Raw genomic sequence first — 14,775 nt, forward strand, 5'->3', positions numbered from 1 at the left:
TGTACATGCTCATTATTCTACTTTTTCTCGTCAGCGTTTTTTATTCAATAAAGCATAAGTCCATTGGATATTTATCGGCTTTTCATTTTGTCTGCTTCCTTGCGATAGCCCTGTTTATATGTAACGGCATTGATGTGCAGTATAAAGCAAATATATCGCTTCCTTCGGATACGGATTTATACTATTCGGCTTTTAAGGCTACCGATGATATTAGGAATTATACTTTCTATCAATATCCTCTTGCTCTGCGCATTATATCTTTTCCTGTTTATAATTCTTTATTTGCGGTATGGGGGCAATGTGTGATTATTTTTTTTCTGCTAGATATCATTGTGAAGAAAAAAGAGAATCTTATTTTCTTCGTACTGTTTCACGCTTTAATATATACTACTACCAACTTATTCAAGGATAACTTAATACTAATATTCAGTTTGGTGGGCTATATACTACTGGATAAGAGCAGGAGGGCATGGATACAGTGTATCATTATATTTGTAGCAATAAGCACCATCGCTTGGGTGCGTCCATTTATCGGTATGGCACTTCCCATAACATTTATTCCATTCTGGTTTAAACTTAAATCTGCCACCTTGAAACAAGTCTTATTGTATGGAAGTATCGTTGCGGCTGCCTTGGTATTATATGAGAAAAGGGAGTTTATACAAGGGGTAATGGATGCTTTTGCCGATGATTCATCCGTGCAAGAGGGACGGGCAAGTGCACCGGTAGCTATTGTTAAGGTCTTAGCGGGTCCTACCCCTATGCATTATTTCTTTGCCGATAGATTCTTTGCCCAGCCATTCTTGAAAGAGCAAGGAGTGTTTTATGCTATTTTACATTGCTGCTATTATGCGGCTTTTGCTTACTGGATGTCTTATTTACTTTTGAACTTTAAGGAATGTATCCGGTCTCTTAAAAAGTCTGTGGCAAAGTGTTTTCTGTTATTGTTGGCTTGCAGCCAATTATTATGCTATGTAATAATATATGGCTCTGCCGACATCCGGCAACGAGCGATTATCATCACCTCTCTATTCTTAAGCACACTCATAGGGAAAGAACTATTCATCAGAAAGATGAATAGGAAGCAATTCCGGATATGGCTGTTTACAATATCGCTGCTGTTTATCTTAACTATTATAAGCTCATGAAACAAGCTATTCATCTTCTTGAAACTTTAAAACATGGAGGGGCCGAGAACGTGGCCTACAATTATGCGAAAGTCCTCAGCAATTTGGGGGTCAGCTCTACTTTTGTTGCTATGGATTCCTCGGCGGAATATAAGCGGATGTTACAGGAACAAGGTATTTGTATTGAGAAACAAATAACAGGAAGTCTATTGGACTCTACTGACTATGTATTTATCCATAGTAGTAAAAATTTGTTTCGCTTATTACCGTACATTAGGAAGTTGAAACGCCGGAAAACAAGGGTAGTCTATATACAACATTTGTTTTATTCTGAAGTAAAGTTCCGTATTCTTTCAATCCTGATAAACTGGTTATGTACGGATTTTATACGAATTACACCGATAACAGAAAAAATAGTTGGTAAATACATTAAGATACCGGTTTCTTTTATTGTCAATTTCTACATGGCTAAATATAGTCGCGATGCATATGCCGATATACGTAAGCAGGTACGCGATGAACTTAATCTGCCGCAGCAACAGACTGTGGTTATGTTTTCTGCCGTATTTAGAAAAGGAAAGGGTTTGGAAGATTGTCTGGAACTTGCAGGTATGTTGAGTGATAATAATAATATAATTTTCCTTGTTGTAGGTGATGGACCTGAATCCTACCTTTTGGATGAATACAAAGGTTCAAATATTATTAGGATCGGGTTTATAAATGATGTTGAACGGTACTTAATTGCGTCTGATATCTATTTCTTTCCTTCAAAGTATAAGAAAGAAATGTTGCCGATGGCATTGGTGGAAGCAGTGGATACGGATACGGCTATACTTGCCGTAAAGAATACGATAACCGATTTCGTATTGGACGGACTTACGTATTCCGAATTGGAAGATGCATACAAAAGTTTGGTAGAGAAATGCTGTCCGTCAGGTTTCACTCATTACGATGAAGCGTATGCAAAGAGCATGTTGGAGAAACTGCTATAATTTATTTTGAAGAGATACTTGTCTATATTTAATACTGTAAACTTGTGAAGAAAAAGATATTGCATATACTAGTCTTGCCAAAACTGGCAGGATCACAGATGGTAGCGTTGGAAATATTAAAATCTTTGCCCGATGAATGTTATGAAAAATGGGTACTATTCAGTAATGTAAAAGATTGTGGGGATAAGACCGAATGTGTACGCAGGTTTGAACAGGTCGGAGTAAAGGTCGTTTTCTCTGATAAATTGAAACGTAATATTGGCCTGAAAGATTTCTCGGCTACCGTTGAATTATACCGATTATGCAAGAAAGAAAAGTTCGATATCGTTCACACTCATTCTACCAAACCTGGGATTATAGGGCGGATTGCAGCGACTTTGGCTAGTGTTCCATTGGTTGTTCATACCGTGCACGGTTTGGCCTTCCATAATTATGTAAAGTTTCCACGATGGCAATTCTACTGGGTTTGCGAAATGTTCGCTTCTTTGTTTTGTGACAAGATTGTACTTGTGAATCAGTATTATAAGAAATATTTTAGCTGGTTTGGAAGGAAAGTGATTACTATCTATAATGGGATAGACTTCTCTGCTTTACCTGCTTTGAAAGACAAAAGAGAGAAAGAAAATATCAGTATTCTTTTTGTTGGTAGATTGGACATACCAAAAGATCCTTTGACTTTACTGCGAGCTGCTAAAATAGTTATAGGGAAATATCCCAAGACCCATTTTACATTAGTAGGTGATGGGGAAAAATATGATGAGTGTGAGGAGTTTATCAAACAAGTGAATCTTAGGAATAATGTAACATTGGCAGGGTGGCAAAATAATGTATCTGATTTTTATCAAACTCATGACATTTTTGCCCTTTCTTCTATTTATGAGTCTTTTGGACTCATTTTTCTGGAAGCTGGGTATTATAATCTACCTTCAGTTACTACAAATGTAGAAGGAATCCCCGAGGTTATTGTTGATAACATGACTGGATTATTATGTAATCCGAGAGATCCAGAGACTTTTGCTGCAAATTTGATTTATCTAATAGAACATCCAGAATGGAGAACAGAATTAGGGAAAAATGCACATAAGCGGGTCGTGTCACTATATTCATCAGAAAAAATGGTACAAGCTTATCGCAAATTATATCAGAAAGAATATGAATTGAATTATAAAATTATTGATAATTAAAAATAGTAGATTATCTCATCTCTTTAATGGATACTATTTCAGTGGATGATATCATTCAGAACTCCAACGCTGACAAATTACATATATACCTTGCCTTGTTCGAACTGAAGCAGAGTGGTTTTCTTAAGGTGGTAGAGTGTGAAGAACTGGGAGCTCCATTGATAGTTCGTAAAAAGAAAGTTGAATAAATGATAGGTAACAGTGGTTACTTAGTTTTAGACACAGCTGGAATTACTTTTTCTAAGTGATTTCGGCTGTTTTTACTGATTATATCAGAACTTGTAAATGAAAACTGTATATTTACGTAGGGATATTTATCGAATATTCCTTTATAGCTTGGTTGATTTTCAGCGTCTGAATATTTTTCTGACTTTTTTCATCAGTTTTATTCCAAGCATGGCTCCGTCGAATACAGCCATACCGGTATTAAATGCACGCATGATAGCCGTTCCTTTATTTGCAGCAGGGGCTATCGGGGCAAATAAGTTCCGGGCGGTATCATTCATGACCTGCTTTTGGGCACGTAATTCTTCTAATGCTTCGGCCTTTTGTCGTTGGAGGTCTTCCAGTGTAAGAATCTCTGTCTGGACGGTATCATTCATATCCATGATATTTTAGTTTTTATTGTTATCTATGAATAATCCGGCAATGAATTTGGTCATTGGATTAATAATGATTTTTTTGCGGAACGCAACAATTAACGCAATCAATAAAATATGGAAGCAGCTTATCATGGCAAAACTTACCATTAATCCGCCTACTATGGGGTCTAGTATGTAGGCCAGGGTAAAGGAGAGATAAAACAAAGCCACCATGCCGAGGATGACGACCAACAATACAAGTATAAGCGTTGAGAGCAATATGGTTAATTTCTCCGCTACTTCCAGTTGGGTATATTTCTTTTGTAGTTCCAGATATTTCTTGAAATCGAAAAATAGCTGCTGGATATTCTCAATACTGTTGTCATCTGCAAACATAGTGGCTTTGTTTTGAAATGTGGTTTGATTTATTCGTTTGCTTCGCCTTTCAGTTCTGCTGCAATTTCATCAACGAGGTTTTCCATTTCATTACGGTTCAACCGGATACCTTTCTTGCGAAGGATTTCCGCAATCTTGTGACGCGTATCTTCTCCTTTTTCCGGGGCAAACAAAATACCGATGGCAGCACCTACCGCTGCACCACCCAAAAAAGCTGCTAAAACATTTAATCCTTTCATAATAATACTCCTTTCTTTTTATTAGGTCTAATATGACAAAGCTAACAATTTATTTTGAATGATTGTTCATTAATTCGTGTTTTTTGAAAATATATGCCTCAAAAAGAGATAAAACATGTATTTTAATTATATTTAACGGCATAGGAGAGGCTAAGATAAGCGGTTCGGAGTACTTTTGCTTTCTAAACAAAAAAGAGATATATGAAAAGATTGCTGAACGGGACAATACTATTGCTTTTGATGTGTGTAGCGCTGGGACTGGCGTCTTGTATGAATGACGGCGGTTCCGACTGGGTAGGAAAATGGCAGTTGCGCGAATATCAGTATCCCGATGGTAAAGTGCAGAAAGTAGACAGTATCTTCTATGGTTTTCAAAAAGGCAGTTTTCTGGCACATTGTATGAATGAAAGTGGAAGCTATGAATCTTTTTATGGTTATTATAAGTTGAAAGATGATGAAATTTCTATAACTTTGTGGCCGGATAATAGTTCAGGAAATGAGTCTGTTCATGAAGAACTTGTAAATTCGGATAGCTATAAGAAGTTCTTTGGTTGGGGAGATAGCGGCGAGAGAACGTTCAAGGTTGAAGAATTGACAAACAAGAAGATGCGGTTGGACTATGAAGGAACGAAATATGTTTTCCGTAAATATTGAGTGTTATTTGAGAATAGATATAGTTATTAACAAAAAATAAAAAGAAAAGATGAAAAAATTGGCAGTGTTAGGAATGGGAGTATGTATTGTACTGGCATTCTCTTCTTGTAAATCGAGTGAAAGCGCTTACAAGAAAGCATACGAAAAGGCTAAACAGCAGGAACTGGCAGAACCGCAGACTACTGCACCGGTAGAGGAAGTTGCTCCTGTGGTTAGCGCTCCGGTAGAAGCTAAGGTTGTAGAAAGTGCACCGGTAGGTACGATCCGTGAAGAGAAAGTGACGGTGGTATCAGGTGCTGACGGACTGAAAGATTATAGTGTTGTATGCGGTAGCTTCGGTGTGAAAGCCAATGCGGAGAACCTGAAAAACTTCTTGGATAAGGAAGGTTATAATGCTGTCATTGCATTTAATGCAGACGCCGCTATGTATCGTGTAATCGTAAGTACATATGCAGACAGAAACTCTGCTGCCAGCGCTCGCGATGCTTTCAAGGCTAAATACTCTAACCGTCAGGATTTCCAGGGTGCTTGGCTGCTGTATCGCATTAATTAATTTGAATTCTTTTTGGTAATTCATAAGAAAGGGGTATTTCCCTCCTTTCAAGATAGGGCGGTAACTGGGAAGTTACTGCCTTTTTCATAATCTGTTGAAAATGATTATGAAAACTCTGTTTTGGGTGATTGTGAAAAGTACTTATAAATATCTCTTTTTCGTTTAAAAGAAGTTATAAAACAAAATTAAAAACTTTTGGCGGTAAAAAAGTTTTTAATTTTGCACCTTATATATTTTGAGAATACAATATGGAACGACAATATATACTTGATGCGATTGATGCAGCACTTTGTGCCGGCAAAGATATCCTCTCTATTTACAACGATCCGACCTCAGATTTTCAAATAGAAAAGAAAGCGGATAATTCTCCTTTGACGATTGCTGATAAGAAAGCGCATGCGGCTATTGCCGGCTATCTGCAAAAAAAGCCTTATCCATTATTGAGCGAGGAGGGAAAGCATTTGCCCTATACAGAGCGATGTGCATGGACTACTTTATGGATTGTAGACCCTCTGGATGGTACCAAAGAGTTTATCAAACGGAATGGCGAGTTTACCGTTAATATCGCTTTGGTTCGTAATTCCGTTCCGGTAATGGGGGTTATATACCTTCCGGTAAAGCGGGAGCTTTATTTTGCAGAAGAAACATTAGGTGCTTACAAACTTTCGGATTTTACAGCTCGCAGCGGAGCGTCGTTGGAAGAGTTGATAGCGAAAGCCGTTCATTTGCCGATTAAGGATGATCACGATAAATTTGTAATTGTAGCATCCCGCTCACATCTGTCTCCCGAAACTGAAGATTACATTGAAAAGATGAAGCATTGCCACTCGGATGTAGAATTGATTTCCAGTGGAAGTTCCATTAAAATATGTCTGGTGGCGGAAGGTAAGGCGGATGTATATCCCCGTTTTGCTCCCACCATGGAATGGGATACGGCAGCAGGGCATGCCATTGCACGTGCTGCTGGTATGGAAGTATATCAGGCCGGAAAAGAAGAACCGCTACAGTACAATAAGGAAGATTTGTTGAATCCTTGGTTTATAGTAGAGCCCAGGCGTAATTAAATAACGACTCGTATATATGACGTTTGAAATCATATTTGTGCTTTTAGCGTTGCTGGGCATGGTGATAGCCCTGGTTCTGGATAAAATGCGTCCGGGGATGGTGCTCTTTTCGGTGGTGGTACTGTTTCTCTGTGCTGGAATCCTGACACCTAAAGAAATGCTGGAAGGATTTAGCAATAAGGGTATGATTACGGTTGCCATGCTGTTTCTGGTCAGTGAGGGGATTCGCCAGTCCGGTGCGTTGGGGCAGCTTATCAAGAAACTCCTGCCACAAGGTAAAACCACCGTTTTCAAAGCGCAACTCCGAATGCTGCCTACGATTTCCTTTATTTCGGCTTTCTTGAATAATACTCCTGTCGTTGTAATTTTTGCTCCGATTATAAAACGTTGGGCTGAGTCGGTAAAGCTTCCGGCTACTAAATTTCTGATTCCTTTGTCCTATGTGACGATTCTGGGAGGTATCTGTACTTTAATCGGCACTTCCACCAATCTGGTGGTACACGGTATGATACTGGATGCTGGTTATGAGGGATTTACTATGTTTGAACTTGGGAAAGTCGGTATTTTTATTGCAATAACCGGTATTATCTATCTGTTTCTGTTTTCTTCCAGACTATTGCCCGATGTCCGTAAAGATGCGGTGAAACCGGATGATGAACCGGAAGAACATAGTGATCTGCATAGGGTAGAGGCTGTCTTGGGTCCTCGTTTTCCGGGTATCAACAAGAAACTGAAGGATTTTAACTTTAAACGTCATTATGGCGCTGAAGTGAAAGAGATAAAGCGTAACGGCCAGAGTTATGTGCAGGATTTGGAGAATGAGTATTTCCGGGAAGGTGATACTTTAGTGGTAATGGCTGATGATTCTTTTGTGCAGACGTGGGGTGAATCTTCTGTCTTCGTGATGCTTGCCAACGGTAAGGATACGGAGCCTGTTGCAAGTAAAGGCAAACGTTGGTTTGCCCTTGCCCTGCTGATTCTGATGATAACCGGAGCTACGGTTGGCGAACTGCCTGCAGTGAAAGAGGCTTTTCCGGATATCAAACTGGATATGTTCTTTTTCGTGTCCGTTACGACCATTCTAATGGCATGGACAAAAATCTTTCCGGCCCGTAAATATACCAAATATATATCGTGGGATATCCTGATAACGATTGCCTGTGCTTTTGCCATCAGCAAGGCAATGGTAAACTCCGGAGTGGCGGATGCCGTGGCCGAATACATCATCGGACTGACGGAACATTACGGGCCTGCGGTATTGCTGGCTGTTATGTTTGTCATTACAAACCTGTTTACCGAACTGATAACGAATAATGCCGCCGCTGCACTTGCTTTTCCGTTGGCGCTTTCCATTTCATCGCAACTGGGCGTAAGTCCGACGCCTTTCTTTGTGGTTATCTGTATGGCTGCATCGGCAAGTTTCTCGACGCCTATCGGTTATCAGACCAACCTGATAGTACAAGGTATCGGCAATTATAAATTTACGGATTTCGTCCGCATCGGACTTCCGTTGAATATTATCACTTTTCTTATATCCATATTCCTTATTCCCTTAATATGGCCATTTTGATTGAATTATGACAGAAAATAATATATATCCTATTTTTGACAGAATGTTGTCGAGGCAAGACAAAGAAGAGCTTCTGAAACAACATAGCGTGATGATTTGGTTTACCGGGCTGAGCGGGTCGGGTAAGAGTACGATAGCTATCGCTTTGGAACGTGAGTTGCATAAACGCGGATTGCTTTGCCGTATTTTGGACGGAGACAATATCCGCAGCGGCATTAATAACAATTTGGGCTTTACGGAAGCCGACCGCATAGAGAACATCCGCCGTATAGCCGAGGTTTCCAAATTGTTTGTAGATACGGGCATTATAACGATTGCAGCCTTTATCAGTCCCAGCAACGACATCCGCGAAATGGCGGCGAATATTATCGGGAAGGATGATTTTCTGGAAGTGTACGTCAGTACGCCCATTGAGGAATGCGAACGCAGGGATGTAAAAGGCTTGTATGCAAAGGCACGCCGCGGAGAAATTAAAAACTTCACGGGTATTTCCGCACCATTCGAGGCTCCTGCACATCCGGCATTGACACTGGATACATCTGCGTTGAGCCTGGAAGAATCCGTCAATAAATTATTGGAATTAATTTTACCGAGAATTCAGAAGAAATAATATAGCATGAAAGAAGAATATAAACTGAGCCATTTGAAAGAACTCGAAGCAGAGTCTATTCATATTATCCGCGAAGTGGCTGCGGAATTCGAGAATCCGGTGATGCTGTATAGTATCGGCAAGGACTCATCGGTTATGGTACGTCTGGCCGAAAAGGCTTTTGCTCCGGGTAAGGTTCCTTTCCCGTTGATGCATATCGACTCTAAGTGGAAGTTCAAGGAGATGATTCAATTCCGTGACGAGTATGCCCGGAAGTACGGCTGGAACCTGATTGTAGAGAGCAATATGGAAGCTTTTGAAGCAGGTGTAGGACCTTTTACGCATGGCAGTAAAGTGCATACGGACTTGATGAAGACACAGGCGCTGCTGCACGCATTGGATAAATACAAATTCGATGCGGCTTTCGGTGGCGCCCGTCGGGATGAAGAGAAGTCGCGCGCAAAGGAACGTATCTTCTCTTTCCGTGATAAGTTCCACCAGTGGGATCCGAAGAATCAGCGTCCGGAATTGTGGGACATATACAATGCGCGTGTCCATAAGGGAGAAAGTATCCGTGTGTTCCCGTTGAGCAATTGGACGGAACTGGACATCTGGCAATATATCCGTCTGGAGAATATTCCTATCGTACCTTTGTATTTTGCCAAGGAACGTCCTTGCGTGGAGATTGACGGCAATCTGATTATGGCTGATGACGACCGTTTGCCGGAACAGTATCGCGAGAAGATTGAAATGCGTATGGTACGTTTCCGTACGTTGGGTTGCTGGCCGCTGACCGGGGCTGTAGAAAGTAGTGCCGATACAATCGAGAAGATTGTGGAAGAGATGATGACTACCACCAAGAGCGAACGTACCACCCGCGTTATCGATTTCGACCAGGAAGCAAGTATGGAGCAGAAGAAACGTGAGGGATACTTCTAATGAAATTAAGAATTAAAAATTGAGAATTAAGAAATGGATGATTCAAGACTTGATATAAAGGCTTTCCTTGATAAAGACGAACAGAAAGATTTGCTTCGTTTCCTTACCGCCGGTTCGGTGGATGATGGGAAGTCCACGCTTATCGGACGTCTGTTGTTCGATAGTAAGAAATTGTATGAAGACCAGTTGGATGCGTTGGAGCGCGACAGCAAACGTATGGGTAATGCCGGTGACCACATCGACTATGCCTTGCTGCTGGACGGTTTGAAGGCGGAGCGTGAGCAGGGCATTACTATCGACGTGGCCTATCGCTACTTCTCCACGAATAACCGTAAGTTCATCATTGCCGACACTCCGGGACACGAACAGTATACGCGTAACATGATTACCGGCGGCTCTACCGCTAATCTGGCGATTATTCTGGTAGATGCCCGCACGGGGGTCATCACGCAGACGCGCCGCCATACTTTCCTTGTATCTTTGCTGGGTATCAAGCATGTGGTGCTTGCCGTCAATAAGATGGACTTGGTGGACTTTTCCGAAGAGCGTTTCAATGAAATTGTAGGCGAGTACAAGAAGTTTATCGCTCCGTTGGGCATCCCCGATGTGACTTGCATCCCGCTTTCTGCGCTTGACGGCGACAATGTGGTGGAGAAGTCGGAGCGCACTCCGTGGTACAACGGTACTTCTTTGCTCGACTTCCTCGAAACCGTACCTATTGATAACGACCACAACCTGAAGGATTTCCGCTTCCCGGTACAGTATGTGTTGCGTCCCAACCTCGACTTCCGTGGTTTCTGCGGCAAGGTGGCTTCAGGTATTATCCGCAAGGGAGATGAAGTGATGGCATTGCCGTCCGGAAAGAAGTCCCGCGTCAAGAGCATCGTGACCTATGACGGGGAATTGGATTATGCTTTCCCGCCGCAGTCCGTTACCTTGACGCTCGAAGACGAGATTGACGTATCACGCGGAGAGATGCTGGTACATCCCGACAATCTTCCGATGATGGAGCGTAACTTCGAAGCCATGGTAGTGTGGATGGACGAGGAACCGATGGATGTAAACAAATCGTTCTTCATCAAGCAAACTACCAATTTGAGCCGTACGCGTATTGACAATATCAAGTATAAGGTAGATGTCAATACAATGGAGAAACTCTCCCTTGACAACGGCCGGTTGACGAAAGAGACCCTGCCGATGCAGTTGAACCAGATTGCCCGCGTAGTGTTGACTACTGCCAAGGAACTCTTCTTTGACCCTTATCAGACCAACAAAGCCACCGGTTCTTTCATCCTGATAGACCCGATAACCAACAATACCAGCGCCGTTGGTATGATTATCGACCGCGTGGAAGATAAGGATATGCATGTATCCGAAGAACTCCCTGTTCTTGACTTGCCGAAGCTGGGCATCGCTCCCGAGCATTACGAAGCTGTAGAGAAAGCCGTCAAAGAACTGGAACGTCAGGGAGTGGCAGTGATTATTAAGAAATGAAAATTAAACATTAAAAAATAAGAGTCGGATGAGAATTGCGGACTGGCCCGAAAGGCTGTTCCGCAATCCTCAACTTACAATTCTCAATTAAACAAGAATGGGTTTATTAGAATTCAACAAACTGCCGATTAACACACTGGTCGGTGCAGACTGGAAAACGTTCAACGCCATTACAAAGGGACGTGAAATAGATGCCGCGTACAAAGGTAAATTCCGGTTGACAAAAGCCGTTTGCCGCATGCTTTCCATATTGGCTCCCTTGCAGGATAAACGCTATGAGAAGCTGTTGGCGGACAAACCGCTGGAGCACGACCCTGTATTTATCCTCGGTCACTGGCGTAGCGGAACAACTTTCGTGCATAATGTGTTCTCTTGCGACAAGCATTTCGGCTATAACACAACGTATCAGACCGTATTTCCGCATCTGATGATGTGGGGACAGCCTTTCTTCAAGAAAAACATGAGCTGGCTGATGCCCGACAAGCGTCCCACGGACAATATGGAGCTGGCGGTAGACCTGCCGCAGGAGGAAGAGTTTGCGTTGGCGAACATGATGCCTTATACCTATTATAACTTCTGGTTCTTGCCCAAGCATCAGCAGGAGTATGCCGACAAGTATCTGTTGTTCGACGATATAAGCGAGGCGGAGTTGAAGGTGTTTGAGAAAACATTTACCAAACTCATCAAGATTTCCTTGTGGAATACGCACGGTACGCAGTTTCTCAGCAAGAACCCGCCGCATACCGGACGTGTGAAGGAACTGGTAAAGATGTTCCCCAATGCCAAGTTCATCTACCTGATGCGTAATCCTTATACGGTGTTCGAGAGCACGCGCAGTTTCTTCACGAATACTATCCAGCCGTTGAAGCTTCAGGATATTACTCCTGCGGAACTGGAGCAGAACATCCTGTCTGTCTATGCCAAACTTTATCATAAGTACGAGGCGGACAAGGCAAGCATTCCGGCGGGTAATCTGATTGAAGTGAAGTTCGAGGACTTCGAAGCCGATGCTATGGGAATGACGGAGCACATCTACGATGCGCTGTCCATACCCGGTTTTGCGGATGCCCGCACTGCCATCGAGCAGTATGTAGGCGGTAAGAAAGGTTATAAGAAGAATAAATATAAATATGACGACCGCACGGTGCAACTGGTTCAGGACAACTGGGGCTTTGCGCTGAAGCAGTGGAATTATGAACTTTAACTGATTGTAGGAGAATAGAGAAATGATTCGTAAAAGACTTCGAATGTTGAGTTTGCTGTCCGCAATGCTTTGCTGCGTAGCAGTATCGGCACAGCATAAGGTTGAGATGATTCCTTTCGGAAATATGGATCAATGGATTGACCGCCAGATTAAAGAATCGGGAATTATCGGCGGTGCTACCAAAAATGTGTATGCTATCGGTCCTACGGCAACTATCCGTGAAAACAAGCCGTATAAGAATATGGGCGGTTCCCCGTGGGCTACTTCCAACGTGATGGCGCGTGTGGCAGGCATCACCAAAACCAATACTTCGGTATTTCCGGAGAAGCGGGGCGACGGCTTCTGTGCCCGTATGGACACCCGTATGGAAAGCGTAAAGGTGTTCGGCATTGTGGACATTACGGTGCTGGCTGCCGGTTCCATATTTTTGGGCGATGTACACGAACCCATCAAGGGGACGAAGAATCCGCAGAAGATACTGAACTCGGGCATCCCGTTCACCAAGAAACCTATTGCCATTCAGTTTGACTATAAGGTGAAGATGTCCGACCGTGAAAAACGTGTTCATGCCACCGGTTTCAGCAAGATAACCGATGTGGAAGGAAAGGATTTCCCCGAAATGAACCTCTTTTTGCAGAAACGCTGGGAGGACAAAGACGGAAATATCTATGCCAAACGCGTGGGTACGGTAGTGGTGCGTTATTACACTACAACGGACGACTGGCGCAACAATGCCACTTATTCCATTATGTATGGCGATATAACGGGCAACCCCGAATACAAGGCGCACATGATGCGCCTGCAAGTGCAGGAACGCTATGCGGTGAACAGTAAGGGCGAAAGCGTGCCTATCAAGGAAGTGGCATGGGGAACGGAAGATGATATCCCCACACATATCCAGTTGCAGTTTACATCCAGCCATGGCGGGGCATATATCGGTTCTCCGGGCAATTCGTTCTATGTAGATAATGTGAAGTTGGTATATTGATTTCGTTCCTATACCGGCATGTGTAATTTTGCCTATGGCGAAAAACTTGTTTGATATATCAGACGGGATTTTCACCATAGGCAAAATCTTTTTTGATGCGTATGAAAAAGAGTTCAAATATAAATCGTAATTTTGTAGCCCATTATGAGTAGAATAATAGCTATTGATTACGGTAAAAAACGTACGGGCATAGCCGTCAGCGACACGTTGCAGATGATTGCCAACGGGCTTACCACTGTGCCTACCCACGAACTGCTCGCCTTTATCACGGACTATGTGGCGAAAGAACCGGTAGAGCGGATACTTGTCGGACTGCCGAAGCAGATGAATAACGAAGCTTCCGAGAACATGAAACGGATAGAGCCGTTTGTGCGTTCCTTGCAAAAGCGGTTGCCCGATATGCCGGTAGAGTATGTGGACGAGCGGTTTACTTCGGTCTTGGCGCACCGCACCATGCTGGAAGCCGGACTGAAAAAGAAAGACAGGCAGAACAAGGCGTTGGTGGACGAAATCAGCGCGACTATTATCCTGCAGACTTATCTGGAGAACAGGCGCTTCTCCTCTTTATAAATGTTTGGGAAATAATTCATAATTCATAAATTAAAGAAATGATTTTACCTGTTTATGTATACGGACAACCCGTATTGAGAAAAGTAGCGGAGGACATTACTCCTGATTATTCGAACCTGAAAGAACTGATTCAGAATATGTTCGAAACCATGGACCATGCCGATGGCGTGGGACTTGCAGCGCCGCAAATCGGTTTGCCTATCCGTGTGGTGGTTGTAGACCTGGATGTATTGTCGGAAGATTATCCCGAATATAAAGGTTTCCGTAAGGCATATATCAATGCGCATATCCTCGAAGTATCGGGCGAAGAGGTATCTATGGAAGAAGGCTGCCTGAGCCTGCCGGGCATTCACGAATCTGTGAAAAGAGGCAATAAGATACGCGTGAAGTACCTGGACGAGGACCTGGTGGAGCATGACGAGATTGTGGAAGGCTATCTGGCTCGTGTGATGCAGCATGAGTTCGACCATTTGGACGGTAAGATGTTCATCGACCATCTGTCGCCCTTGCGCAGACAGATGATAAAGGGAAAACTGAACGCCATACTGAAAGGTAAGGCACACTGTACCTATAAGGTGAAAACCGTAAAGTAAGCAAACCATATAATAAGGTATAAAAGGCTCAAAAAATA

General features: G+C 42.8%; 16 protein-coding genes and 2 pseudogenes. 15 read left to right on the forward strand and 3 right to left on the reverse strand.

Features of this window, described 5'->3' with window-relative positions; all coding sequences use genetic code 11:
* The first annotated feature begins 5 nt into the window (after window positions 1-5).
* The 4 genes and pseudogenes from H8S52_RS14795 (at window position 6) to H8S52_RS14810 (ending at window position 3,491) form a co-directional block, all read left to right on the forward strand.
* Window positions 6-1,148 (forward strand): hypothetical protein, encoded by a 1,143-nt coding sequence (locus tag H8S52_RS14795; protein ID WP_117986211.1) that lies wholly within the window; start codon window positions 6-8, stop codon window positions 1,146-1,148.
* Entirely contained in the window at window positions 1,145-2,119 is a 975-nt protein-coding gene (locus tag H8S52_RS14800; protein ID WP_182411372.1) for a glycosyltransferase, read from the forward strand. Before H8S52_RS14795 ends, H8S52_RS14800 begins: the two co-directional genes overlap by 4 nt.
* Window positions 2,120-2,217: 98 nt before the next feature.
* Window positions 2,218-3,234 (forward strand): annotated as a pseudogene (locus tag H8S52_RS20010) (glycosyltransferase family 4 protein); the annotation flags it as partial.
* Window positions 3,235-3,491: pseudogene (locus tag H8S52_RS14810) on the forward strand (hypothetical protein).
* Between the two features lie 159 nt (window positions 3,492-3,650).
* Here the strand turns inward: H8S52_RS14810 and H8S52_RS14815 are convergent.
* Genes H8S52_RS14815 through H8S52_RS14825 form a run of 3 tightly spaced genes read right to left on the reverse strand, consistent with a single transcriptional unit; the run spans window position 3,651 to window position 4,519 of the window.
* Window positions 3,651-3,911: a hypothetical protein gene (locus tag H8S52_RS14815; protein WP_005654973.1), complete on the reverse strand. Its 261-nt coding sequence runs from the start codon at window positions 3,909-3,911 to the stop codon at window positions 3,651-3,653.
* Window positions 3,912-3,917: 6 nt separating this feature from the next.
* A complete protein-coding gene (locus H8S52_RS14820; RefSeq protein ID WP_005654975.1) occupies window positions 3,918-4,280 on the reverse strand; it encodes a phage holin family protein in 363 nt (120 codons plus the stop codon).
* Window positions 4,281-4,309: 29 nt separating this feature from the next.
* Window positions 4,310-4,519 carry a YtxH domain-containing protein gene (locus H8S52_RS14825; protein WP_005654976.1) on the reverse strand — a complete coding sequence of 70 codons (210 nt, stop codon included), beginning with the start codon at window positions 4,517-4,519 and terminating at the stop codon, window positions 4,310-4,312.
* A gap of 201 nt (window positions 4,520-4,720) precedes the next feature.
* On the opposite strand from H8S52_RS14825, the gene H8S52_RS14830 reads away from it, so the two are divergent.
* The 11 genes from H8S52_RS14830 (at window position 4,721) to def (ending at window position 14,737) form a co-directional block, all read left to right on the forward strand.
* Entirely contained in the window at window positions 4,721-5,173 is a 453-nt protein-coding gene (locus tag H8S52_RS14830; protein ID WP_165438848.1) for a lipocalin-like domain-containing protein, read from the forward strand.
* 49 nt (window positions 5,174-5,222) lie between these two features.
* The gene (locus H8S52_RS14835; RefSeq protein ID WP_186910116.1) at window positions 5,223-5,726 is read left to right on the forward strand and encodes an SPOR domain-containing protein; all 504 of its coding nucleotides are present in this window, start codon (window positions 5,223-5,225) and stop codon (window positions 5,724-5,726) included.
* A gap of 248 nt (window positions 5,727-5,974) precedes the next feature.
* Complete coding sequence (cysQ, locus tag H8S52_RS14840) at window positions 5,975-6,790, forward strand: 3'(2'),5'-bisphosphate nucleotidase CysQ (protein WP_117986159.1); 816 nt, start codon at window positions 5,975-5,977, stop codon at window positions 6,788-6,790.
* Between the two features lie 16 nt (window positions 6,791-6,806).
* Window positions 6,807-8,360, forward strand: a complete 1,554-nt coding sequence (locus tag H8S52_RS14845; protein WP_186910117.1) for an SLC13 family permease — start codon at window positions 6,807-6,809, stop codon at window positions 8,358-8,360.
* A gap of 7 nt (window positions 8,361-8,367) precedes the next feature.
* The gene (gene cysC, locus H8S52_RS14850) at window positions 8,368-8,970 is read left to right on the forward strand and encodes an adenylyl-sulfate kinase (protein WP_005654989.1); all 603 of its coding nucleotides are present in this window, start codon (window positions 8,368-8,370) and stop codon (window positions 8,968-8,970) included.
* Window positions 8,971-8,976: 6 nt separating this feature from the next.
* On the forward strand, window positions 8,977-9,888 hold the full coding sequence (cysD, locus tag H8S52_RS14855; protein ID WP_005654990.1) for a sulfate adenylyltransferase subunit CysD: 912 nt from the start codon (window positions 8,977-8,979) through the stop codon (window positions 9,886-9,888).
* A gap of 33 nt (window positions 9,889-9,921) precedes the next feature.
* On the forward strand, window positions 9,922-11,382 hold the full coding sequence (gene cysN / locus H8S52_RS14860) for a sulfate adenylyltransferase subunit CysN (protein WP_005654991.1): 1,461 nt from the start codon (window positions 9,922-9,924) through the stop codon (window positions 11,380-11,382).
* Between the two features lie 97 nt (window positions 11,383-11,479).
* Window positions 11,480-12,586, forward strand: a complete 1,107-nt coding sequence (locus H8S52_RS14865; protein WP_186910118.1) for a sulfotransferase — start codon at window positions 11,480-11,482, stop codon at window positions 12,584-12,586.
* Between the two features lie 22 nt (window positions 12,587-12,608).
* Window positions 12,609-13,574, forward strand: coding sequence for a PCMD domain-containing protein (locus tag H8S52_RS14870; RefSeq protein WP_005654994.1), 966 nt, complete (start codon window positions 12,609-12,611; stop codon window positions 13,572-13,574).
* 144 nt (window positions 13,575-13,718) lie between these two features.
* Window positions 13,719-14,144: a Holliday junction resolvase RuvX gene (gene ruvX, locus H8S52_RS14875; RefSeq protein WP_022104186.1), complete on the forward strand. Its 426-nt coding sequence runs from the start codon at window positions 13,719-13,721 to the stop codon at window positions 14,142-14,144.
* Window positions 14,145-14,182: 38 nt separating this feature from the next.
* The gene (def, locus tag H8S52_RS14880) at window positions 14,183-14,737 is read left to right on the forward strand and encodes a peptide deformylase (RefSeq protein WP_186910119.1); all 555 of its coding nucleotides are present in this window, start codon (window positions 14,183-14,185) and stop codon (window positions 14,735-14,737) included.
* Window positions 14,738-14,775 lie beyond the last annotated feature (38 nt).

The sequence above is a fragment of the Bacteroides sp. NSJ-48 genome (assembly GCF_014287405.1).
Classification (GTDB): Bacteria; Bacteroidota; Bacteroidia; order Bacteroidales; family Bacteroidaceae; genus Bacteroides; species Bacteroides stercoris.